Origin of the sequence: Bradyrhizobium sp. USDA 223, assembly GCF_044909005.1 — a bacterium.
GTDB classification, from domain to species: Bacteria; Pseudomonadota; Alphaproteobacteria; order Rhizobiales; family Xanthobacteraceae; genus Bradyrhizobium; species Bradyrhizobium yuanmingense.
Genome location: NZ_JBIYDR010000001.1, coordinates 3,846,137 through 3,870,134, shown reverse-complemented (window position 1 = coordinate 3,870,134; position 23,998 = coordinate 3,846,137). Strand labels below are relative to the sequence as shown.

19 protein-coding genes are annotated in these 23,998 nt (G+C 65.3%); 14 read left to right on the top strand and 5 right to left on the bottom strand.

Going from position 1 to position 23,998, the window contains the following annotated elements; translation table 11 throughout:
- Positions 1–23: 23 nt before the first annotated feature.
- From ABIA40_RS17865 to ABIA40_RS17855, 3 genes are read right to left on the bottom strand one after another with little or no spacing between them, the layout of a single operon-like run.
- Entirely contained in the window at positions 24–860 is an 837-nt protein-coding gene (locus ABIA40_RS17865) for a carbohydrate ABC transporter permease (protein ID WP_157281323.1), read from the bottom strand.
- Positions 857–1,804 (bottom strand): carbohydrate ABC transporter permease, encoded by a 948-nt coding sequence (locus ABIA40_RS17860; RefSeq protein WP_404542482.1) that lies wholly within the window; start codon positions 1,802–1,804, stop codon positions 857–859. Before ABIA40_RS17860 ends, ABIA40_RS17865 begins: the two co-directional genes overlap by 4 nt.
- On the bottom strand, positions 1,797–2,948 hold the full coding sequence (locus tag ABIA40_RS17855) for an ABC transporter ATP-binding protein (RefSeq protein WP_404542480.1): 1,152 nt from the start codon (positions 2,946–2,948) through the stop codon (positions 1,797–1,799). Before ABIA40_RS17855 ends, ABIA40_RS17860 begins: the two co-directional genes overlap by 8 nt.
- A 150-nt stretch (positions 2,949–3,098) precedes the next feature.
- Between ABIA40_RS17855 and ABIA40_RS17850 the strand changes: the two genes are divergently transcribed.
- The 9 genes from ABIA40_RS17850 (at position 3,099) to ABIA40_RS17810 (ending at position 13,542) form a co-directional block, all read left to right on the top strand.
- Complete coding sequence (locus ABIA40_RS17850; RefSeq protein WP_404542478.1) at positions 3,099–3,998, top strand: LysR substrate-binding domain-containing protein; 900 nt, start codon at positions 3,099–3,101, stop codon at positions 3,996–3,998.
- A 208-nt stretch (positions 3,999–4,206) separates the two neighbouring features.
- A complete protein-coding gene (locus tag ABIA40_RS17845) occupies positions 4,207–5,034 on the top strand; it encodes an HD domain-containing protein (RefSeq protein ID WP_271545292.1) in 828 nt (275 codons plus the stop codon).
- A gap of 11 nt (positions 5,035–5,045) precedes the next feature.
- A complete protein-coding gene (locus ABIA40_RS17840) occupies positions 5,046–5,939 on the top strand; it encodes an alpha/beta fold hydrolase (protein WP_271545291.1) in 894 nt (297 codons plus the stop codon).
- Between the two features lie 171 nt (positions 5,940–6,110).
- Positions 6,111–6,737, top strand: coding sequence for a GTP cyclohydrolase I FolE (gene folE / locus ABIA40_RS17835; RefSeq protein ID WP_036006126.1), 627 nt, complete (start codon positions 6,111–6,113; stop codon positions 6,735–6,737).
- Positions 6,738–6,765: 28 nt separating this feature from the next.
- A complete protein-coding gene (locus tag ABIA40_RS17830; RefSeq protein WP_404542474.1) occupies positions 6,766–8,289 on the top strand; it encodes an FAD-dependent oxidoreductase in 1,524 nt (507 codons plus the stop codon).
- A 127-nt stretch (positions 8,290–8,416) separates the two neighbouring features.
- Positions 8,417–8,986 carry an HdeD family acid-resistance protein gene (locus tag ABIA40_RS17825; protein WP_271545288.1) on the top strand — a complete coding sequence of 190 codons (570 nt, stop codon included), beginning with the start codon at positions 8,417–8,419 and terminating at the stop codon, positions 8,984–8,986.
- Positions 8,987–9,107: 121 nt separating this feature from the next.
- A complete protein-coding gene (locus ABIA40_RS17820) occupies positions 9,108–10,319 on the top strand; it encodes an ABC transporter substrate-binding protein (protein WP_404542471.1) in 1,212 nt (403 codons plus the stop codon).
- Positions 10,320–10,614: 295 nt separating this feature from the next.
- Positions 10,615–11,829, top strand: a complete 1,215-nt coding sequence (locus ABIA40_RS17815) for an acyl-CoA dehydrogenase family protein (protein WP_404542469.1) — start codon at positions 10,615–10,617, stop codon at positions 11,827–11,829.
- A gap of 255 nt (positions 11,830–12,084) precedes the next feature.
- Complete coding sequence (locus ABIA40_RS17810; RefSeq protein ID WP_404542467.1) at positions 12,085–13,542, top strand: hypothetical protein; 1,458 nt, start codon at positions 12,085–12,087, stop codon at positions 13,540–13,542.
- Positions 13,543–13,753: 211 nt separating this feature from the next.
- Here ABIA40_RS17810 and ABIA40_RS17805 read toward each other — a convergent pair whose 3' ends face one another.
- On the bottom strand, positions 13,754–15,493 hold the full coding sequence (locus ABIA40_RS17805) for a methyl-accepting chemotaxis protein (protein WP_404542466.1): 1,740 nt from the start codon (positions 15,491–15,493) through the stop codon (positions 13,754–13,756).
- A 235-nt stretch (positions 15,494–15,728) separates the two neighbouring features.
- On the opposite strand from ABIA40_RS17805, the gene ABIA40_RS17800 reads away from it, so the two are divergent.
- The 5 genes from ABIA40_RS17800 to ABIA40_RS17780 all read left to right on the top strand — a co-directional run bounded on the left by ABIA40_RS17800 (position 15,729) and on the right by ABIA40_RS17780 (position 23,070).
- Complete coding sequence (locus ABIA40_RS17800) at positions 15,729–17,111, top strand: ethanolamine ammonia-lyase subunit EutB (RefSeq protein ID WP_404542463.1); 1,383 nt, start codon at positions 15,729–15,731, stop codon at positions 17,109–17,111.
- 148 nt (positions 17,112–17,259) lie between these two features.
- The gene (locus ABIA40_RS17795; RefSeq protein WP_157281353.1) at positions 17,260–18,846 is read left to right on the top strand and encodes a B12-binding domain-containing radical SAM protein; all 1,587 of its coding nucleotides are present in this window, start codon (positions 17,260–17,262) and stop codon (positions 18,844–18,846) included.
- A gap of 6 nt (positions 18,847–18,852) precedes the next feature.
- Entirely contained in the window at positions 18,853–19,638 is a 786-nt protein-coding gene (eutC, locus tag ABIA40_RS17790; protein WP_404542460.1) for an ethanolamine ammonia-lyase subunit EutC, read from the top strand.
- A 209-nt stretch (positions 19,639–19,847) separates the two neighbouring features.
- Entirely contained in the window at positions 19,848–22,214 is a 2,367-nt protein-coding gene (locus tag ABIA40_RS17785) for an RND family transporter (RefSeq protein ID WP_271545280.1), read from the top strand.
- Between the two features lie 73 nt (positions 22,215–22,287).
- Complete coding sequence (locus ABIA40_RS17780; RefSeq protein ID WP_404542458.1) at positions 22,288–23,070, top strand: class I SAM-dependent methyltransferase; 783 nt, start codon at positions 22,288–22,290, stop codon at positions 23,068–23,070.
- Positions 23,071–23,086: 16 nt separating this feature from the next.
- Here ABIA40_RS17780 and ABIA40_RS17775 read toward each other — a convergent pair whose 3' ends face one another.
- Positions 23,087–23,917, bottom strand: a complete 831-nt coding sequence (locus ABIA40_RS17775) for a hypothetical protein (protein ID WP_404542457.1) — start codon at positions 23,915–23,917, stop codon at positions 23,087–23,089.
- Between the last annotated feature and the right edge of the window lie 81 nt (positions 23,918–23,998).

Genomic DNA, 23,998 nt, shown 5'->3' with positions numbered 1-23,998 from the left:
ACTCCTTGTTTGAGGTGACGTGGCTACTTGATCCCGGTCAGGGTGATGCCCTCGATGAAACGGCGCTGGGCAAAGAGGAAAGCGATGACGAGCGGCGCGATGATCACCATCGCCGCCGCCATCAGCGGGCCGTAGCTGGTGCCGGCCTCGCTGTTGCGGAAATGGGCGACCGCGAGCGGCGGCGTGCGTAAGTGCTCGCTATTGAGCACGATCAGCGGCCAGAAATAGTCGTTCCAATGCGCGACCACGGAGAAGATGCCGAAGGCGGTCACTGCGGGAATCGCGGCCGGCAGCATCACCCGCCAGACGATGCCGAATTCGGAGATGCCGTCCATGCGCGCGGCGTCGACGAGATCGTCGGGAACGGTCTTGAAGAACTGGCGCATCAGGAAGATGCCGAACACCGAGATCGTGAAGGGCAGCACGAGCGCGGCATAGCTGTCGAGCAGGCCGATCTTGTGCAGCAGCAGGAAGACCGGGATCGCGGTCGCCTGCGGCGGGATCAGGATCCCGAACAGCACCAGCGCAAACAGCGTCTCGCGGCCGAGGAAGCGAAGTTTTGCGAGCGCATAGGCCGCCGGCAGCGCCACCATCACCTGCAGCACGAAGATCGAGACCGTGACGATGATACCGTTGAGCAGGAAGCGCAGCAGATTGGCCTTGGCGAAGGCCTCGCGCAGATTCTCGACAAGCGCGAACTGGTGCGGGATCAGGTGCAATTCGCTGGAGAAGATCTCGGTCTGCGGCTTGGATGCGGTCGAGATCATCCAGATGAAGGGTGCCAGCATGAGCGCGGCGCCCGCGATCAGGAGCACGTGGCGGAGGATCGCCCGGAACGGGATGGGATGCGCGTTGCTCATGTGTAGTGCACGCCGCGATCGGCGAGCCTCGATTTGATCAGCGTGAGCAGGAGGACGAAGACCAGGAAGACGACGGTGATGGCCGCGGCATAGCCCGAGCGGAAAAACTCGAAGCCTTCCGTGTACATCGTGTGGATCAGCACCTCGGTGGATTTCGACGGGCCGCCCTTAGTCAAGACGTGCACGGTGTCGAACACCTGGAACGAGCGGATGCCGGAGATCACGACGACGAAGGTCGTGACCGGCCCCAGCATCGGCCAGGTCACGAGGCGGAAGCGTGCCCAGCCGCTCGAGGCACCGTCGATTTCGGCCGCCTCGTAGAGCTGCTTGGGGATGGAGACGAGGCCGGCGAGGAACAGCACCATGTTGAAGCCGACCGCCTGCCAGATGCCGATCGCGCACAGCGCATAGAGCGCCGTGCTGCGGTCCTGCAGCCAGGCGAAGGCCGGCAGGCCGGCGCCGCGGAGCAGCCCGTTCACCAGGCCGAATTGCGGATGCAGCATGAATTCCCACACCACCGCCATCGCGATCAGAGTCGCCATGACGGGCAGGAAATAGATCGTCCGGTAGAGGCTGCGCAGGCTGGTGCCGCTCTGGATCAAGAGCGCGATCGCAAGGCCGGCGATCACGGCGCCGGGCACTACGATCACGACGTAAGTCAGCGTGTTGCGCAGCGCGGTCCAGAACACCTTGTCGGCGAACAGGTCCTGGTAGTTGGCCAGCCCGATCCAGGAGAAATGCGGCGCGCCGAGCTGATAATCGGTGAAGGAGAGGGCGATCACGCCGGCGAGCGGACCGAGCAGCATGACCAGCATGAGCGCGGCGGCCGGCGTCACCAGCGCGTAGGCGGCATGAGTCCGCCTGCTGCCATGGGCCGGCAGCGTGCGCCTCGTCGTGCCCGCGGGAGCGACGGCCGCCCCGATGGTCATGGAGCCGTCAGACATGGGCGGGCTCACGGATGCGATCGGCCTGCTCCACTCTGAGCTCGATCCGCTTCCCGGCCGGATCGAACATCCGCACCGCGTCCGGTGCGAAGCCGAAGGCGACGGAGCTTGCCATCGCCGGCAAATGCCTGACGTCCGCGAGCCGCGCGATCAGGCGCGACCCGGTGCCTTCGACCGCGAGATGCACGAAGGCCTCGGCGCCGAGATTCTCCAGGTGGATGACGGTTCCGGAGAACGGCCCGGTGCCGAGTTCGATCCGCTCCGGGCGGACCCCGATGCGACAATCGCCGGCCGCCGCGTTGCACGTGAGCTTCAGCGTGGTCCCCAGCACATCGACGCCGCCGTCCTTTCGGATCCCGCCGGGGAGGACGTTGATCTTGGGGCTGCCGATGAATTCGGCAACGCGGATGTCGTCGGGCTCGTTGTAGATTTCGGCCGGCGTGCCGGCCTGGATCAGCTCACCGCCCATCATGACGGCGATCCGGCTCGACATCGTCATCGCCTCGGCCTGGTCGTGCGTGACGTAGACGAACGTTGCCTTGAGGCGGCGGTGCAGCTCGGCGAGCTCTGCGCGCATGTGGACGCGCAGCTTGGCGTCGAGATTGGAGAGCGGTTCGTCGAACAGGAAGGCCACCGGCTCGCGCACCATGGCGCGTCCGACCGCGACGCGTTGCCGCTGTCCGCCGGACAATTGTCCGGGCTTGCGCCGCAGCAATGGGGTGATGTCGAGCTGCTCGGCGATGCCTTCGATGTCGGCGCGAATGTGCCGTTCCTTGGCGCGCCGGCCCGGCAGCAGCGCACCCAGCAGCGGCAGTCGCTCGATCGCGGAGAGGCGCCGCATCCGCAGCGGCACCGCGATATTGTCGAAGGCGCTCAAATGCGGATAAAGCGCATAGGATTGGAACACCATCGCGAGGTTGCGCGCGCTCGGGCGAATGCCGTCCACGGGGCGGCCGTCGATGTGGACCTCGCCGGAATTTTGCGGCTCGAGCCCGGCAATGATGCGAAGCAGGGTCGACTTGCCGCAGCCGGACGGGCCGACCAGCGAGATGAATTCGCCGTTCCCGATGCGGAAATCGATGCCTTTCAGGACGTCGGTGCCGTCAAAGGACTTGCGGATTGCGGATAGTTCGATTTGCGCCATGCGCGCTGATCCCCTGCTGGTCCGTTTGCGGCGCATGAGGAGTAGGAAGCGCGTCTGACATTCACATAACGGTCAATGGCCTTCCTTATGGTCATCCCAGGTTTTGCTTTCGCCCGGTCCGACGGGGAATATCATCTTGGGGTTGTTGTCGTGGCGTTGACGTCGTCGCGTGTCCGGGCGGTCAATGCGGTGTTCGAGTCCGGCAGCTTTGCCGCTGCGGCAAGGCGGCTCGGGGTGTCGCAGCCGGCCGTTGCGCAGCTGGTGCGGGATCTGGAGGCCGAGTTCGGGGTGGCGCTGTTCGACCGGCACGGCCAGACTCTGATCGCAACGTCGCTGTGTCGGCGGCTCTATGCCGCAACGAGCCGCATGCAAGCGGTCGAGGCGGATGCGCTCGCCATCCTGCAGCAGCGCGACGAGCTCACGGGGGGTGAGCTTCGCATCGGGCTCGGCAATGCGATGCCCGGCATGGCCTTGATCGCGGCGTTCCGCAATCTGTATCCGAAGATCCAGATCAACATCGAGATCGGCAGCTGGTCGGCGATCATGGCCGCGGTGGTCGACCAGCGCGTCGACGTCGCCGTATTGCCGGAGGTGCCGCAGGACAACCGCTTCCGGCGCGAGGCCTGCGTGCAGCAGCGCGTCGTTGCGATCTGCCATCCCGTTCACGATCTCAGTCGCCAGTCGCGCGTGTCCATCGCCGGCCTCATGCAATATCCGCTGGTGTTCCGGACCCGGGATTCCGCGACCCAGCGCGCCGTGGACCGGGCGTTTCGCGCCCTCAATTTGCGCGCCAGTCCGGCGATCATCGTCAATACGCGCGAGGGGATGCTCGAGGCGGTGGCCAACCGGCTTGGCGTCGGCTTCGTCTGGGAGCACGGCTCGAGCCGCATCGATCGCATCGCGAAGGTGGCGATCGCGGAAATCGAGGCGGAGTCGCCCGAATACATCTTCTCGCTGGCCGGCAAGCGCGGCAAGCTGGTCGAGCTGTTCTATCTCGCCAGAAGCCTTTCGCGCCCGGCCGACGGCGCCGATATCCTGGCCGCGCCCTGAGCGGTGGCCGCTTCCCGCTGCTTTGGGTTGTTCTGAACTGTGACGGCAACCGTGATGTTGCGCAGCGGGACGGTAAGGTATTTGCGTATTATCCGTCCCCGAAGTTTGGTTACCCGGCCCAAGATGGGCTATGCTCCCCGGCAAGTCGAGACAAGAATGAGACGTCGGGAGACGGCATGGGATACCAGCGGCGGACGGGGCTGCATCCATGATGACCTTACCCAGGCTGGCGGCCGAATCCCTGGAGAAGGTGCTGGGCTCGTTCATGCGTCGCAGGTTCGGTGAGACGCCGGCCAACATCATCGAGAGCGCCACCCGCACGACGATGGAATGCATCGGCAACAGCGATGCGCTCTATCACAATATCGAGCACACGATGCTGGTGACGCTGGCTGGGCATTCGATTCTCAGCGGTCGGTATCTCCACACGCACCTGGCGGCAGAGGATTATGTCCACGTCCTGATTGCCTGCCTCGCTCACGATATCGGCTATGTGCGCGGCCTGTTCGAAGAGGATGACGAGGACGGCTTCCTGGTCGACGCGGCCGGCACCAAGGTTTCCCTGCCGCGCGGCGCATCGGATGCCAGCCTGATGATGTATCACGTCGATCGCTCGAAATTGTACGTGATGCGGCGACTGAGGCATATTCCGGGGCTTGACCCGGAACGCGTCGCCCGCGCGATCGAAGGCACGCGGTTTCCCGCCCAGCCGGGGCAGGAATACGATACCGAAGCCTCGATCCTGCGCGCGGCCGACTTCATCGGCCAGCTCGGCGATCCCAACTATCTGCGCAAGGCCAACGCGCTCTATTACGAGTTCGAGGAGGTCGGCATCAACCGCCAGCTCGGCTACGACTCGCCCGCCGACATCGTGAACCGCTATCCGCAATTCTATTGGAACAGCGTTGCTCCGCACATCCAGACCGAGATCGGCTATCTCAACAAGACCGAGATCGGCCGGCAATGGATCGCCAACCTCTACAGCAACGTGTTCCGTGCCGAGCGCGACATCTCGCTGTCCGGTCCGCAGAAATAGCTGCGACATGCATGCAACAAAAAACCGTCACCACTGACGTCCTCGACATCGCCTATCGCGAATACGGTGCGCCGGACGGCTGGCCCTGCATCATGGGGCACGGCTTTCCCTATGACGTGAACGCCTATGCCGAGACCGCGCCGATCCTCGCCGAGGCCGGCGCACGCGTGCTGGTGCCCTGGCTGCGCGGTTACGGGCCGACGCGGTTTCGCTTCGCCGAGACGCTACGCTCCGGCGAGCAGGCGGCGTTAGGTGCCGATCTCCTGGCCTTCATGGATGCGCTCGGGGTCAAGCGTGCCATCGTCGGCGGCTATGATTGGGGCGGGCGCGCCGCCTGCGTGGTTTCGGCGCTCTATCCGGAGCGCGTGATCGGTCTCGTCTCCGGCAATTCCTACAACATCCAGAACATCGCCCTCGCCATGGAGCCGGCCTCGCCGCCGGAGGAGGCGGCGTTCTGGTATCAATATCTCTTCCACAACGAGCGCGGCCGCCGCGCCTTGGAGCGCAACCGCCGCGGCTTTGCCCGTCAGCTCTGGACGATGTGGTCGCCGAAATGGGCCTTCGATGACGCAACGTTCGAGACGAGCGCCGTGTCCTTCGACAATCCCGATTTCGTCGACGTCGTGATCCATTCCTACCGCCATCGCTACGCGCTGGTTGCCGGCGATCCCGCCTATGCGGGGATCGAGGCGAAGCTTGCCGCGCAGCCGCCGATCCGTGTCCCGACGATCGCGATCGACGGCGACAGCGACGGCGTCAATCCCGGCACCGCCCACCACGCGCGCAAGTTCGAGGGGTTTTTCGAGCGGCGCGTCTTCACCGACGCCGGTCACAATTTGCCGCAAGAGCGGCCGGCCGAATGGGCACAGGCCGTGATCGACGTGCGGAAAGCGGCTGCCTCATAGGCGGCCCCGAGGCGCCCTCGGCGCACCTCATCATGAGGGGATTGGCGGGTCGGCACTAGGCCATCCTCCCGTTCCCCAAATTTCCCCGACTTTCGGGAACCTTTTCCGATTGGCGCCGTCCAAGCTGTGGGCCCGCTTCCATATGCGGGCTCGTTGCAGGGGAGAAGCTTGATGAAGTCACAAGTGCGCAAGCTGGAACGTGTCGCCGTGGCGCAGACGCCGTCCGATCGGCCTGACAGGGCGGAGGTCGAACAGGCGATCCGGACCATGATCCGCTGGGCCGGCGATGATCCCGCGCGCGACGGTTTGCGCGAGACACCTGCTCGCGTTGCACGCGCGTTCGCAGAGTATTTTTCCGGATACGCACAGGACCCGACCGAAATCCTGCAAAAGACCTTCGAGGAGATCGAAGGCTATGACGAGATGATCGTGCTGCGCGGCGTTCGCTTCGAGAGCCATTGCGAGCACCACATGGCGCCGATCGTCGGTCGCGCCTGGGTCGCCTATATTCCGCAGGGGCGCGTCGTCGGCATCTCCAAGCTCGCACGCGTGGTGGACGTCTACGCAAAACGGCTCCAGATCCAGGAGAAGATGACCGCACAGATCGCCAACACCATCAACGACGTGCTCAAGCCCGAAGGCGTCGGCGTCATCATCAAGGCGACACATCACTGCATGACCACGCGCGGCGCGCACAAGCCTGGGACCGATCTCGTCACCAGCCGCATGCTGGGCGTATTCCGCGACAATGCGCTGACGCGCCAGGAACTCTTGGGGCTCGCCAGTTCGGACGATTGACTCGCGCGCTCATGATGGAGGCGTTGCCATGGCCGAGGATAAGAAGCCGAGCGGACCCGACCTGACCGAAGGCGTGGCCCTGACCGAGTTCAAGGACGGCAAATTGCTCGGTCACGTCGGAGAGGACGATGTCCTGCTGGTGCAGGCTGGCAGCGAGGTCTTTGCGATCGAGCCGGCCTGCAGCCATTATCACGGCCCGCTCGCCGAGGGCCTGGTGGTGGGCGACACCATCCGCTGTCCCTGGCATCATGCCTGCTTCTCCCTGCGCACGGGCGAAGCCACGCGGCCGCCGGCCTTGAACGCGCTGGCGGTCTGGGAGGCCACGCGCGATCAGGACAAGATCATCGTCCGGCGCAAGCGCGAGGCCCTGACGCCGCCGTCCGCCCATCGCAGCGCACCGGCGCCAGACAAATTCGTCATCGTCGGCGGTGGCGCCGCCGGCTTCGCCGCCGCCGAGACGCTCCGGCGCGAGGGCTTTGCCGGTGCCATCACCATGTTCAGCAATGACGGCGCGATGCCGGTCGACCGGCCAAATCTCTCCAAGGATTACCTTGCGGGCAACGCGCCGGAGGACTGGTTGCCGCTGCGTGGCGAGGACTATTACCGCGACTCGGGCATCGATCTCAGGCTCAACGCCGACGTCGTCGCGATCGATGCCAAGTCGCGCAGCGTCACGCTCGGCAACGGCGACAAGCTGCCGTTCGATCGGCTGCTGCTGGCGACCGGCGCCGAGCCGCTCAAGCTGCAGATCCCGGGCGCGGACCAGCCGCATGTTCACACCCTGCGCTCCGTCGCCGACAGCCGGGCGATCATCCAGGCGGCGGGGAGCGCCAAGCGGGCGCTGGTGATCGGCGCCAGCTTCATCGGCCTCGAGGTCGCGGCGTCCTTGCGGGCCCGCAAGATCGAGGTGCACGTGGTCGCGCCGGACGAGCGGCCGATGCAGAAGGTGCTCGGCGCCGAGATGGGCGATTTCGTTCGCTCCCTTCACGAGGACAACGGCGTCGTCTTCCACTTGAAGGAAACGGTGGAGAAGCTCGATGGCCTACGTGCGAGGCTGAAGAGCGGTGCTGTCATCGAGGCCGACCTCGTCGTGGTCGGCATCGGCGTCAAGCCGCGCCTCGCGCTCGCCGAGCAGGCGGGGCTAACCGCCGATCGCGGCGTCAGCGTCAGCGAATATCTGGAGACCAGCGTCGCCGGTATCTTCGCGGCCGGCGACATCACGCGCTGGCCCGATCCCCATTCGCGGCAGAGCATCCGTGTGGAGCATTGGGTGGTGGCGGAGCGGCAGGGTCAGACCGCCGCGCGCAACATGCTCGGCAGGCGCGAGCGCTTCGACGCGGTGCCGTTCTTCTGGAGCCAACACTATGACGTGCCGATCAACTATGTCGGCCACGCTGAGAACTTCGATGACGTCGCGATCGACGGCAATATCTCCGGAAGGGACTGCCTGCTGAAGTACCGCAAGGGCGGCCGCGTCCTCGCGGTCGCTTCAATCTATCGCGATCTCGACAATCTCAAGGCCGAGCTCGAGATGGAGCGCACGCGCGGCTGAAGCCCCGCGCGCGAGCTTGATTTGCGTCAACATTGCGACAGGTGAAGGCTGTTCTGCTGGCTGTCGTCCCGGTGCGGTGTGTGCTATCCTGGCGTGTGCCCGCGGGCTTCGCATGCAGGAGTGGCCCATGACCAGTGCTTCAGACGCATCTCATCCTTCCAGCTCGGGTATCTCTGCGCTGCACGGCAAATGGGGGTGGATCGTCGCGCTAGGCGTCGTTTACCTCATCGCCGGCTTCGTTGCGCTCGGCAGCATGGTCATGGCGACGGTGGCGAGTGTGATCGTGGTCGGCGCCATGATGATCGTCGCCGGCGTGACGGAGATCATCGGCGCATTCCAGATGAAGAGCTGGGGCAAGTTTCTGATCTGGGCCTTGCTCGGCGTGCTCTATGTCATCGCCGGCTTCCTGACCTTCGCCAACCCGCTGTTCGCGGCAGTCCTGCTGACATTGTTCTTGGGCGCATCGCTGATCGCCTCGGGCGCGGTGCGGCTGTTTCTTGCCTTCAGCATGAAGCGCGAGAGCCCGTGGCTGTGGGTCGCGCTCTCGGGCGCCATCACGCTGCTGCTCGGCCTCCTGGTCGTGGCGCGCTGGCCGGTGAACAGCGTCTACATCCTCGGCCTGTTTCTCGGTATCGACCTGATGATGGCCGGCGCCGGCTGGATCAGCTTGGGTTTCGCCTTGAAGCGGCGCGGCTAGCGCAACGCCATCAGCAACTCGACGCAAGACCCTCTTGCGGAACTCCGCTGAGCTGACGTGCTGACAAGAGTCAGCACGCCGCGTGACCGTCTCGCGCGGCGATGATCATCGGGGAGAAACCATGAAAGCCGCTTTGGCCCTGGCCGCAGCGCTGGCCGCCGCCTGCGCGTCCGCCCCTGTCTCCGCGCAAAAATCCTACGGTCCTGGGGTCAGCGACACCGAGATCAAGATCGGCAACACCATGCCCTATAGCGGTCCGGCCTCGCCGCTCAGCATCACGGGACGGGTGATCTCCGCCTATTTCGACGAGATCAACGAGAAGGGTGGTGTTGGCGGCCGCAAGCTCAACCTGATCTCGCTGGACGACGCCTTCTCCCCGCCCAAGACCATGGAAGCCGCGCGGCGCCTCGTCGAGGGCGACGGCGTCGCCTTCATCTTCGCCACCATGGGCACGGCGCCGAGCTCGGCGATTGCAAAATATCTCAACAGCAACAAGGTGCCGCAGATCTTCCTGATCAGCTCGGCCTCGAAGTGGAACGATCCCGCCAACATGCCGTGGTCGATCGCGCTGCCCTGGGCACCGAACTACACCAGCGAGGCCGCAATCGATGTCGCCTATGCCCGCGCCAAGAACCCGAATGCGCGCTTTGCGGTGCTCTACCAGAACGACGACGCCGGCAAGGAATATCTTCGCGGTGTCAAGGAGGCGCTCGGTGCCGACGCCGACAAGGCGATCGCGATGGCCTCGAGCTTCGAGGTCGCCGACCCCACCGTCGATTCCCAGGTTCTGACGCTCGCCAATACCAAGGCCGACGTCTTCATGATCTATTCGGTGACGCCGCGCGCCTGCGCGCAGGCGATCCGCAAGGCGCACGAGGTCGGCTGGCAGCCGACGCGCTTTCTCGCCTCGGGATGCGCCAACAAGGCCACCGTGATGGCGCCGGCCGGGCTTGAGGCCGGCAAGGGTGTGCTGTCGCTCGGCGCGCTCAAGCCGTTCGTCGAAACGCCCAGGGACGACCCGGCGATGACGGCCTATATCGACTTCATGAAGAAGCGCCTGCCCAATGCCGACATCAACAACGTCGCCGGCCTCTACGGCTACACCGTCGCCGAGGCGCTGGTGGCGCTGCTGAAGCAGTGCAAGGACAATCTGACGCGCGAGAACATCATGGCGCAGGCCGCGAATCTGAAGAACGTGCCGCTGTCGCTCCTGATGCCCGGCATCACCCTCAACACCACGCCGCAGGATTTCCGCCCGATCAAGGACGGCTACATGCTCCAGTTCGACGGCAACGACTGGGTGGTGGCAAGCGAGCTGTTGCGCGGGACGTGAGAGGCGGGTTCTCGCGGCGGATGCGAAATCGTAGGGTGGGCAAAGGCGCACTTGCGCCGTGCCCACGATCTATCAATGATGACCGAGAAAGAGCGTGGGCACGCTTCGCTTTGCCCACCCTACGAGACTGATGTCTCCATCACGTCATGGCCGGGCTTGTCCCGGCCATCCACGCATTTCCCCGCGGCACGAAGAACGTGGATGCCCGGGCCTTCGCCTCGCCGAAGCGGCTTCGGCCGCGCAGGCGGGATAAGCCGGGCATGACGACCTCAAATGTAGCGAACAGGAGACCAGCATGGATTTTCACCACTCCGCCCGTTCGCTGGAGCTCCAGGACCGCGTTCGCCAGTTCATGCAGGCCCATGTCGAGCCGGTCGAGGAGCTCTATTACGAGCAGGTCAAGCCGGAAGCTTCACGCTACAAGACTCCGCAAATCCTTCAGGATCTGAAGCGGCTGGCGCGCGATCAGGGGCTCTGGAATCTGTTCCTGTCCGGCGAGCACGGCCCGGGCCTGACCAACCTCGAATACGCGCCGGTGAAGGAGATCATGGGCCGCATCCTCTGGGCGCCCGAAGTCTTCAACTGCTCCGCGCCCGATGTCGGCAACATGGAGGTGCTCGCCAACTACGGCACCAAGGCGCAGCAGGAGCGCTGGCTGGCGCCGCTCCTCGAGGGGCGTATCCGCTCTGGCTTCTCGATGACGGAGCCGCAGGTCGCCTCCAGCGATGCCACCAACATCCAGTGCGAGATCAAGCGCGACGGCGACGATTACGTCGTCAACGGCCGCAAATGGTTTACCTCGGGCGCGATGAACGAGGATTGCGAGATCCTGATCGTGATGGGCAAGACTGCGCCCGACCACCCCGACCGCCATCGCCAGCAATCCATGATCCTGGTGCCGAGGAATACGCCCGGCGTACGCATCGTCCGCGACATGCTCACCTACGGCTTTGACGATGCGCCCGTCGGCCATCCCGAGATCGTCTATGACAACGTCCGCGTGCCCGCCGAGAACATTCTGCTCGGGGAGGGCCGCGGCTTCGAGATCGCGCAAGGCCGGCTCGGCCCCGGCCGCATTCATCACTGCATGCGCCTGATCGGCTGCGCCCAGCGTGCGCTGGAATTGATGTGCCAGCGCGCGGTCTCGCGCGTCGCCTTCGGCAAGCCGCTCGCAGAGCAGGGCTCGGTGCGCGAGGACATCGCGCATTCCTTCTGCGAGATCGCGCAGGCGCGGCTGCTCACCTTGCAGGCCACCGACAAGATGGACCGCGAAGGCAACAAGGCCGCGCGCGATCTGATCGCCGCGGCCAAGATCGTGGTCCCCAGCATGGCCGCCCGCGTCATCGACCGCGCCATCCAGATCCACGGCGCCGCCGGCGTCTCGCAGGACACGTTCCTCGCGCGCGCTTACGTCTACGCCCGCTTCATCCGCATCGGCGACGGGCCGGACCAGGTGCATCTCGCGGCCGTCGGGAAGGAGCTGATCAGGCGCGGCGGGGTGATGGGGTAGCGCCGTGGCCCTTGGCCGGATTGCGCATCGGCGGCGCTTCGAAGCGCCGCGACGGGCAAGTCCTTTGGCCGCGATGCCGTATGGCCTCAGATCACTGTAGTACAATAGTAACTACTGCTGACCGAGAGTGACCCTGCACGCCATGGCGGGTTCACCCAGGTGAAAGAGCACAGATCGCTTTCGCGCGAGAAAACGTCCGATACCGACGTTACAGGAAGCGCTCGCGTCCTGGAGGTGCCGGCGGGCCATTTCCGCATGAGCCTGCGTTGGCTGATCGTCGCGGCGCTCCTCCTGGCTGCCTTGCTCGTCCAGATACCGATCGTCCTGAACCCGGATCTGGCCTGCCTGCTGACGGAGGGCGAGCAGGTCCTGGATGGCCGCAAGCCGGGCGTCGATCTCTTCGAGCTGAATCCACCCCTGTCGGTCTATTTGTACATGCCGGCATCGATGCTGGCGCGAACGACCGGAATTGCGCCTGAAGTGATCGTGATCATCCTGATCCTGGTCGAAATCGTCGTCGCGCTTCTGATGATCGATCGTGCCGCTGCGGCGGCAAGGCTGGGGGCTGAAGAGCGGATCGTTGCGACCTGCCTGTTCGCGTTCTTGTTCGCAATTCTTCCGAGCGGCGTATTCGGACAGCGTGAGCACGTCGCCGTCATTGCGCTGACCCCTTTCGTCGCCGTCACCGCGATCCGCTGGCTTGGCCTCAGCCCCGGACCGGTTGCGATCCTGGCGGGACTTGGGGCCGGGCTCGCCATGAGCATCAAGCCCCACCTTGCCATGGTCGTTGGGCTTCCGATCGTGCTGGCGGTCTTCCGCCAGCGCTCGCTCAGGCCGTTGTTCTCTCCGGAAGCGATGACGGCGGCGGCTGTCGTCATCGGATACGGAGCGGTCCTCGCCAGCGTTTTCCCCGCTTATCTTTTCGACTATGCGCCGATGGTCTCTGCCGCATATCTGCCGTTGCGGATGAATCTGGGCGATCTGCTGTCTTTCCCGGCCATGGTGTTGGCCGGGTCCGTCGTGTTTCTCGGCTTGCTGGCCCCGCACGAGTTCAAGTTTGGAGGCAACGCGACCCCGTGGTTGGCTGCGGCGCTCGGTGGAGCTGCGAGTTTCGTTCTCCAGGGCAAGCATTGGACCTACACGGCGTTTGCGCTCTGTGTCTTTGCGATCGCCGCGCCGCTGTTGCATGCGCGCATCAGGACGATGCGGATGCCGGTCATGATCGCCGGCCTCGCCGCCGTTGCGCTCATCGGCTATTGCCTGGCCTTGCAGGTCCGGCCGTTTCCGCCGCTCAAGGAGCGCATCCTGGCCCTCGCAAAGCATCCGCGGCTGATCACGATCGGCGATCACGTCGCGCTGGGGCATCCGCTCGTCCGCGAGGTCAACGGGACCTGGGTGGGCAGCTCCTGCATGCAGCTGTTGGCTGCCGGCGCGATGATGCTGCAGAAAACGACGACGCCAACCGAAGGCGAGCGCGCAAGACTGGACAGCATCATCGATTTCGAGCGGCGGCACTTGCTCGCAGACCTGCGCGCCGGTCGTCCGGATGTGATCCTCGTGGATACCCGGCTGCTGAGCGCGGTCCCGTTCGACTGGCTGGCCTGGGCGAGGTCCGATCCGGAGCTCCAGGCCGAGCTAACTCGTTACCGCGAACTCGAGGATGCCGGCGGCCGGGTCCGGATCTTGGTCGCTCGATCGGGTTCGGAGCGGTAACCCCGTTCGGTTGCCAGCCGCGGCAGGCGCCACGCTCGGCATGCTGACATCATGCCCCTGTTTTGCCCGACGAGTCAAAATCGGTCCGTAAGAACAGCACGCTTTCGCGCCGTTCGGCCAAGCCACTGAAAAACCTCACCCCGCCTACTGTGCATGGGGTTGTTTTTCCGTTTTTGCTGGAGCGACCGTTTTCGCGGCGCCAGGCGGGCCGCTATCCCGCCTTGGCGATGCGCCCGTCCGCCGACCCCGCGCGCAGGTTCTGGAAGAACGTCTCCACCTCCCGCGACAGCGTCTGCGCCGTCTCGGTCAGGCTGCTGGCGGCGGTGAACACCGAAGCCGCCGCAGTATCGGTCTCGCCAATGGCATCGCGCAGCGAGGTGATGTTCGCCACCAGCGTCTCGTTGCCTTGGGCGGCGCTTTGCGCGTTGGAGGAGATCTCGCGCGTGGCCTGGTCCTGCTGACTGACGGCGCCGGCAATCGCGGATGTGACCTCGTTGATCTCGCGCACGGCCCCGCCGATCTCGCGCACGGCGTCGACGGCGTTCCGCGTCGAGGCCTGGATCATCGCGACGTTCTCGCTGATCTCGGCCGTGGCCTTGGCGGTCTGGCCCGCGAGCGCCTTCACCTCGTGGGCGACGACAGCAAAGCCGCGGCCGGCATCGCCGGCGCGCGCCGCCTCGATGGTGGCGTTCAACGCAAGCAGGTTGGTCTGCTCGGCGATCGCCTGGATCAGGTTGAGCACGCCGTCGATGCGTTGCGTGGCTGCAGCGAGGCTCTCGATCTCGGAGATCGACTTCTCGGTGCGCTGGCCGGTCTGCTCGACCGCGCCCGCGCTCTGCCGCACCTGGCGGCCGATCTCCACCACCGAGGCCGAAAGCTCCTCGGCCGCGCCCGCCACCGCGGTGACGTTGTGCGAGGCCTGCTCGGTGGCATTCGCCGCGGTGCCGGCGCGGCTGCTAGCATCCGCAGTGACACGCGTGATGGTCTGCGCGGTCTCGCGCATGACGGAGGCGTTGTCGCTGAGGCCGCGCATGATCGCGCCGATCGCCTCGCGAAATTGCTCGACGGACCGCTCGACGTGACGGGCGCGCTCCTCGCGCGCGGCGGCGTCTTGCGACACTTGCGAGGCGAGGTTGCGGTTGCGCCCCATCGAGTCCTGGAACACCTGGATGGCGCGGGCCAGCGCGCCGATCTCGTCGGCGCGGTCGGAGTGCGGCACCACGACATCGTCGGCGCCGTCGGCGACCTGCTTGATGGTGGCGGTGATCGCGGCGAGCGGCCGGGCGATCGAGCGGGCAATGATGACGATGCCAGCGACGACGAGGGCCAGCGCCACGCCGCCGAGGCAGGTGAGGATGAACGACAATGTGCGGGCGGTCTCGGTCTGCTGCGCGATCTGCCTGCCGCGCTCGGCATAGACCTTGGACAGCGCCTCGAGGTCCTTGTTCAGCGCCGAGCGGACGCTGCGGTTGGCGTCGTTGTCGCCCCATTCGCGGCCCGCTGCCGCGTTGATCTCGACGCCGCGCCGCACCAGCTCCTTGCGGAATTCGACGAACTGCTCGATGCGCTTCTTGAAGGTCGCGAACTGCTCGGCATCGTCTTCCTTGACGATGGTCTCCCAGCGTTTCACGACGTCGAGGATCTGGGCGTTGAACTTGAGCAGGCCGTCGCCGTATTTCTTCACCACGGCCGGCTCGGTCGACATGTAGATGCCGCGCGATTCCATCACCACCGCATAGACGAGGGAGTTGACCCGCTCGACGTTCAGCGCGGCGGCATTGGCCGTCTCGATCGCGACTGCGAGGTCCGCGCTGCGGCGGCTGTTGTAGTCGGACAAGATCGCGATCGCTGCCGTGAGCAGCGCGAACAGCGCGAAGATCGCATAGAGCTTGCTGGCAAGCGTGAAGCGGCCTGCCGGCTTGGCGGCATTCCCAGATCGGTCGGATGTCATGATGTTCAAGGAGCCCGGATTGGCCTGACCGGCCGGTGAACGGGGTCAGGCAAATTGTTGCAAAACTATGCAGAACGAAGATGGACGCCTCGTTAACGCGCGGCCTGGCCGCCTCCGTCCTTGGTCGAAGGAAAGGCAAGTCATTTCAGCGTCTTGATCCGAAGGTTTAGTTTCAGGATAGTCTTTTGGGATAGTCTTGGAGTCGGCCGTTGGCCGAGCAACCCCGGAGAGACCCTTGGTCTACCGCCACAGCATCGACGCCACGACCTACAGCTTCCCCGACCTGCGCGACCTGCTCGCCAAGGCGACACCCCCACGCTCCGGCGACCGGCTGGCCGGCATTGCCGCTGCCAGCTCCGAGCAGATGATCGCCGCGCGGATGGCGCTCGCCGATGTGCCGCTCGGCCAGTTCCTGCAGGAAGCCGTCGTTCCCTACGAGGCCGACGAGGTCACCCGCCTCGTCATCGACAGCCATGACGCCAGGGCGTTCGCGCCGGTGGCATCGCTGACGGTCGGCGCCTTCCGCGACTGGCTGCTGTCGGACGCCGCAACGCCCGAGATCCTGCGCAAGCTGGCGCCCGGCATCACGCCGGAGATGGCGGCCGCGGTGTCGAAGCTGATGCGCAACCAGGATCTGATCCTGGCGGCGCGGAAATGCGAGGTCACCACCGCCTTTCGCAACACCATCGGCCTGAAGGGGCGGATGAGCACACGCCTGCAGCCGAACCATCCCTTCGACGATGCAAGGGGCATCACCGCCTCGATCCTCGACGGCATCCTGCTGGGGGCAGGCGATGCCTGCATCGGCATCAATCCCGCCAGCGATGATCCGGCCGTCATCGCGCAATTGCTGCGGCTGCTCGACGAGATCATCGCGCGGCTGCAGATCCCGACGCAAGGCTGCGTTCTGACCCATGTCACGACGACGCTGTCTCTGATCGGGCAGGGCGTGCCGGTCGACCTCGTCTTCCAGTCGGTCGCGGGCACCGAGGCCGCCAACCGCAGCTTCGGCATCGACCTCGCACTGTTGAAGGAGGCGCAAGAGGCCGGGCTGTCGCAGTCGCGCGGCACGGTCGGGCGGAACCTGATGTATTTCGAGACCGGCCAGGGCTCGGCGCTGTCGGCGGGCGCCCATCACGGCGTCGACCAGCAGACCTGCGAGGCGCGCGCCTATGCGGTCGCCCGCGCCTTCGCTCCGCTGCTGGTCAACAGCGTGGTCGGCTTCATCGGCCCCGAATATCTCTATGACGGCAAGGAAATCATCCGCGCCGGGCTAGAGGATCATTTCTGTGGCAAGCTGCTCGGCCTGCCGCTCGGGGTCGACATCTGCTACACCAACCACGCCGAGGCGGATCAGGACGACATGGACAATCTCCTGACGCTGCTCGCCGCCGCCGGCGTCACCTTCATCATGGGTGTTCCCGGTGCCGACGACGTCATGCTGAACTACCAGTCGACGTCTTTTCACGACGCGCTCTATGTCAGGGACGTCTTCGCGCTGCGCCGTGCGCCGGAATTCGACGACTGGCTGGCGCGCTCGGGCATTGCAAGTGCCGATTTCCGGATTGCCGGCGATGCAGGCCTGCTGCCCGATTTTGCCGCGCGGCTGATCGCATGAGGCGGAAGGTCAACTCGGTTGGGAAACCATCGGCGCCTCTCGGAATTATGCTTACGCCACAATATTGAGAAATTCCGGCGACAGCATTACGCTATGTGTCGGGCTGGCAATTTCCGCACCATCGGTTGAGTGTGGCGGGGGAGCTTTGATGCGAGCTGAAAGTAACGGAACGTCCCGGCGGATTCTCTGCGTGTTTCCGCGCTACACCTCGTCCTTCGGCACGTTCGAGCATTCCTATCCGCTGACCGATGGCGTTCGCGCCTTCATGCCGCCGCAGGGGCTGCTGCTGATCTCCGCCTATCTTCCGAAGGAGTGGCAGGTCAAATTCGTCGACGAGAACCTGCGCCGCACGACGAGGGAGGAGTTCGAATGGGCGGAAGCGGTCTTCGTCAGCGGCATGCACATCCAGCGCCAGCAGATGAACGACATCTGCCGCCGTGCCCATGAGTTCGATCTGCCGGTCGCGCTCGGCGGGCCTTCCGTCAGCGCCTGTCCCGACTATTACCCGTCCTTCGATTATCTGCATGTCGGCGAGCTCGGCGATGCCACCAACCAGCTGATCGAGATCCTGTCGCGCGACACCTCGCGGCCCGAGCAGCAGGTCGTGCTCACGACCAAGGACCGCGTGCCGATGACGGAGTTTCCGATTCCGGCCTACGAGCTCGCCGACGTGAAGAAGTACTTCCTCGGCAGCATCCAATATTCCAGCGGCTGTCCCTACCAGTGCGAGTTCTGCGACATCCCCGGCCTTTACGGCCGCAATCCGCGCATCAAGACGCCGCAGCAGATCATCGCCGAGCTCGACCGCCTGCGCGAATGCGGCATGACCGACACGGTCTATTTCGTCGACGACAATTTCATCGGCAACCGCAAGGCGGCCATGGACCTGCTGCCGCACCTGATCGAGTGGCAGAAGCGGACCGGCTACGTGGTGCGGCTCGCCTGCGAGGCCACGCTCAACATCGCCAAACGCCCCGAGATCCTCGAGAAGATGCGCGAGGCCTATTTCATCACCATCTTCTGCGGCATCGAGACGCCCGATCCCGACGCGTTGAAGGCGATGCAGAAGGACCACAACATGATGGTCCCGATCCTGGAGGGCGTGCGCACCATTAACTCCTACGGCATGGAGGTGGTCTCAGGCATCATCATGGGGCTCGACACCGACAAGCCGAACACCTCGGAGGCGCTGCTCGCCTTCGTCGAGGAGTCCCGGATTCCGCTGCTCACCATCAATCTGCTGCAGGCGCTGCCGAAGACGCCGCTATGGGACCGGCTTGAGCGCGAGGGGCGGCTGGTCGAGGACGATGGCCGCGATTCCAACGTCGACTTCCTATTGCCCTATGACGAGGTCGTCGCGTCCTGGAAGCACGCCATGGCAGTCGCTTACGCGCCCGACAAGGTCTACGCGCGCTATCAGCACCAATGCGACCACGTCTATGTGAACCGGCTCAAGGTGCCGGTGCCGGACGAGATGAAGACCTGGCCGAACATCCGGCGCGGCCTCGTCATGCTACGCAACATCTTCTGGAAGGTCGGCGTGCTTGGCGACTACAGGCGCGTGTTCTGGAAGTTCGCGCTGGGCCGCATCAAGCGCGGCGACATCGAAGGCCTGATCGGCTGCACGCTGATCGCGCACCATCTCATCACCTTTGCGCGCGCGGCCTCCAGCGGCAAACAGAACGCTTCGAACTATTCGATCCGGCTGCGCGAGGCCGCCGTTCCGGCCGAATGATGCCCCATGTCTGACCCGGCCCTGCCGCGCCGTCCGACCCTCGATTTGCAGTCGTTCACGCCTGCGCGCGTCGCGCTGGGACGCAGCGGCGCGAGCCTGCCGACGAAGGCGTTGCTCGATTTCACGCTGGATCATGCCCGCGCCCGCGATGCCGTGCATGCCGCCTTCGATACGCCGCGTCTCATCGCCGATCTCGACGCGCTCGGTGTTGCCGCGACCGAGGTGAGGAGCCGGGCGGTCGATCGCAGCGACTATCTGCGGCGGCCGGACCTGGGACGGCAGCTCGATCCCGCCTCGGCCCAGCGTCTGGCACGAAGCATCTCGGCGCCGTGCCAGCTCGCGGTCGTGATCGGAGACGGCCTGTCCGCGGCGGCGGTCCATAGCCATGCGGCGATCGTGGTGAGGCGCCTGCTGCCATTGCTTGCGGAGGGGGATGCTGTCGCGGTTCGCCATGTCGTCGTCGCATCGGGCGCGCGCGTCGCGCTCGGCGACGAGATCGGCGCCATTCTCGGTGCGCGCATGGTCGTGATGCTGATCGGCGAGCGGCCCGGCCTGTCCGCGCCCGACAGCCTCGGCGCCTATCTGACCTTTGCGCCGAGGCCCGGCCGCACCGATGCCGAGCGCAATTGCGTCTCCAACATCCATCACGCCGGGTTGAGCCACGAGGAGGCGGCGTTCAAGATCGCCTGGCTGGTCCGCGAGGGGCTGGCCCGGGAGATCACCGGCGTGGCGCTGAAGGACGAGAGTGCGGACCGCGCGCCGCGCCAGATTGGCACATCCTCGCCGGGATGACGGTCATTCCAAGCCCGGATCGCCACTTTTCTGATCGATTCGGCCGCGCCGGGCCTGCTTGCGAAAAGACCTGTTGACCTGCTAAACCGCTGCCGGCGATTTTCCGCGCATTTTCAAAGGGCAAGCCTCCCATTGGTATGGCGTTTTCAAGCCGTTCGCGCGGCGCGATAAGCTCGCAAGGCCGAGCCGATTTAGGAACTGGATAAGGCATGCTCGAAAAGCACAGCGAGAATGAGGTTCATGTCGACAAGGTCGAGCAGGGACCTACGTCCTCCATCGCCTTCGGGCTGGAGCGGCTCGGGCTGATCGCCGTTCGGGCCCCGATCGTCTCCTGCATCGTCCTGCTCGCGTTGATCGTCGGCGCGGTGTTCGGGATCTACCGGATCAAGATCGACGATTCGCTGTCGCAGCTGTTCCGCTCCGACAGCCGCGAATTCCGCCAGTACGAAGAGGTGACCAAGAAGTTCCCGGCGGAGGAGTTCGATGTCCTCGTCGTGGTCGAGGGCAAGACCCTCCTGGAACGCAGCAACCTCGAGAAGCTGCGCGACTTCGTCACCGACCTGCAGCTGGTCGAAGGCACCCGCGGGCTGGTCTCGCTGTTCTCGGCGCGCCAGGCGCCGGCCCCCGGCAAGCTGCCGGCGGCCCTGTTCCCGGCCGAGCTGCCCGAGGGCGCGGCCTATGACAAGTTCATCGAGACCGTCAAGAACAACGAGATCATCCGCGGCAAGTTGCTGTCGGAGGACGGCACGCTGGCGTTGATCGTGCTGTCGCTCGATCCCGAAGTGGTCGGCTCCAACAAGCTGACCAAGACCGTCGGCGACATCCGCGCGCTGATGAAGGAGGATCTCGGCGACACCGGGCTCAACGTGCAGCTCTCGGGCGTGCCGGTGATGCAGCTCGAGATCCGCAATGCGGTCGAGCGTGACGGGCTGACCTACAACATCCTCGGCATCCTCGCCGGCTGCATCATCGCCATCATCTTCTTCCGCAAGATCTCGTTCATGATCGCCGCGGCATTCCCGCCGATGATAGCAATCCTGCTGGCGCTCGGCGCGCTCGGCTGGGCCAATTTCAATCTCAACATGTTCCTGAACGTGATGACGCCGCTCATCATGGTCATCAGCTTCTCGGACTCGATGCAGCTCACCTTCGCCGCGCGCGACCGGCTGATCGCGGGCCAGGACAAGTTCACCGCGTTCAAGAACGCGGTGCTGGTGGTGGGCCCGGCCTGCGTGCTGACGCATGGCACCGCCGGCATTTCCTTCATCGCGCTGATGTTCTCCGACTCCGACCTGATCCGCAAGTTCGGGGAGGCGGGCCTTGCCGCCACCATCATCGCGCTGGTCGCGGTGCTGTCGCTGGTGCCGGTGTTCGGCGTCCTGTTCGTGCGCAACGAGAAGGTCTTCGCGGTCAAGTTCCAGGGTGCGGACGCCGGTGTCCAGGCGCTGCGCAATTTCTGCTACTGGATCGCGGTGCGCATGGTCGGCCGGCCCGGCCTGTTCAGCCTGATCGCGGTGCTGTTCGTCGGCGGCCTCGGCGTCATCTATGCCAATCTGGAGCCGCGCTACCGGCTCGCCGACCAGGTGCCGGACAAGCGCCAGGCGGTTGCTGCCAGCGATCGGCTCGATGCCAAGCTCACCGGCGCCAATCCCGTCAACGTGCTGATCGTGTTCCCCAAGGGTGAATCGCTCTATTCACCGCAAACGCTCCAGACCATCGCCGAGGTGCATGCGACGGTCGAGAAGTCCGCAGGGGTCGGCAACGTGTGGTCGCTGGAGACGCTACGCCGCTGGCTGGCGGAGAAGGCCGGCAGTGCCGATGTCGCGACGCTGAAAGAATATGTCAGCGTCATCCCCGAGCACCTGGTGCGGCGCTTCATCGACGCCGAGCAGGACGCCGTGGTGGTGGCCGGCCGCGTGCCGGACAAGGATTCCAGCCAGCTCCTGCCGATCGTCGACAAGCTCGATTCCGAGCTCGACGCCGTCCGCAAGAAGCATCCCGGCTATGAGATCGCCGTGACGGGTCTCGCCGCCATCGCCGCGCGCAACTCGGCCAACATGATCGAGAAGCTGAACCACGGCCTCACGATCGAATTCGCGCTGGTCGCGATCTTCATCGGCCTCGCCTTCCGCTCCTGGGTGGTGACGCTCGCCTGCATCCTGCCGGGCATCTTTCCGGTGGTGATGTCGGGCACGGTGCTGTGGGCGATGGGCGAGGGCCTGCAATTCGCCAGCGTCGTCGCGCTGACCGTCTCGTTCGGACTTGGCCTCTCCGCCACCATCCACTTCCTCAACCGCCTGCGGCTGGAGAACAAGCCGGGCGTCGGCTCGGCGCTGGCGGTGGAGCGGGCGACCGTGCTGGTGGGACCTGCGCTGATCCTGACCACGGTGGTGCTGGCCTGCGGCCTCGTCGTCACCGTGTTCTCCGACCTGCCGTCGCTGCGGCTGTTCGGTTGGCTCAGCGCCTTCTCGATGGTGATGGCGCTCGTCGCCGACCTCTTCATCCTCCGGCCGACGGCGATGTGGCTGATCAATCTGCACGCCAAGCTGCACGGCCCGGACAAGCAGGCGATCTGAGTGGCTTCATCCACCGGACATGGAATCGGCGCAGTCTGAATGACTGCGCCGGAGTTCCGGTCGGGGACGAATCATGCAGTACGACGGCTCCATCGTGGCGTTTCAACAGAAGCGAGGCGGTGATTCAGCTGCTTTTTTCGTCCCGTTCCTGACATCGGGTATGACCCTGCTCGACGCGGGCTGCGGGCCCGGCACCATTACGGCAGCGCTGGCGGACCACGTCGAAAAGGCCGTCGGCCTCGATATCGAGCCGACGGCCATTACCGCCGCCAATCGGCTCGTGTCGGCGGCGGGCTCGACCAATCTGGCCTTTGTCGAAGCCGATATGACGGCGCTGCCGTTCGCAGATGGAACGTTCGACGCCGTGTTCTTTCACGCGGTGCTCTACCATCAGAGCCGGGAGATATTGGCGCGAACGCTGGCCGAAGCGCGCCGCGTGCTGAAGCCGCGCGGTCTCGTCGCAACGCGCGATGCCGACGTCGGCGGCAACGTTCTTTATCCTGAAATCGACGGCGTGCGGCTCGCGCTCGATCTCTGGCAACGCTGGTACCAGCACGACGATCCGGAGGCGCTTCGCTTCGGGCGCCGGCAGGGCTCCATCCTCCGAGCCCACGGCTTCGCGCCGGTCTGGGCCGGTGCAAGCTACGTCAACCACGGTGCCGATGCGCAGACCCGCAGCGAGGCCGTTGCCGATGCGCGGCGGAGCCTGCTGGACCTAGGACCGCAACTCGTGGGCAGTGGGCTCGCGACAGACGATGAGATCCGGGCCGCGCTTGCCGGATGGGAGGCTTGGGAACGCGATCCGGACGCGGTCTATTTCCGATGCCGGTGCGAATGCATCGCGCGAAAGGACTGATCCGGCGCGGTTCGGCTCACGCCTCGACGCGGACGATTCCGTAGGGATTGAACTTGAAGTCGCCCTCGGCGTAGTCCTGCTCCCGCGACAGCGCGAGCTTGCGGTCGCGCAGCGTTGCCTCGATGCCGCGCTCAGCCATCGCGTCCGCGATCTCGTCCATCAGCTTCACCGCGTTCCGGTCGCTGCCGCGCGATCGTGCGACATAGATGTCCGGCAGTCCGACGAGATGGAAGCCGACGCTTTCGTTGTAGGTGTCGCCGGCGAGCGGCCGCTTGGCGAAGGCGAGGCGGCAGGTCCGGGCCATGGCTGCCGTGACAAGGCCCTGGCTCGGGTTCGCGGCGGCCTTGCACTCCCGGGCCAGTTGCCGCCATCGCGCGAGGCCGTGGGCAACGCCCGCGCTTTCGCCCTTCACGGCGGTGGCGCCGGCCTCGATCATCTCCTCGACAATTCGCAAGGCGGCAGCTGAATAGGCGACCGTCTTGTGCTGCTCCATCGGCGGGCTCAGCACGTAGAGGACCGCTTTGTGATTGAGTACGGCCATTTCGTCCGCCTCGGACCACGCTTTCGGAAAGACGCGGTCCCAGCACACACCGAAAGAGCGCTCCATGTGCGGATCCGGTTTGGCTTGCGAATAGGTGCGGTCGATCTCGAAGCCGAAATCGGCGATCGTCTTCGCCACCGCCTTCGGCGGATGCAGCAGGCTTTCATTCTTGCCGAGGAAGCAGAGCACGTGACGCGGCTTCACGGACGAAGGCTGCATGTTCGCTCCCTGCTGCTCGCTGGCGAAGGCGCGGCTGGCCACGAAGAGCCCGGCGGCCTTCAGCAGATGTCTGCGGATCGGGTCCATCTCAGCAAATCCAGCCGGTCAGTTCGTGTCAGCAAAAAGCCCCCGGCTCGCGAGAACCGGGGGCATGTTCCTCATTGCGTG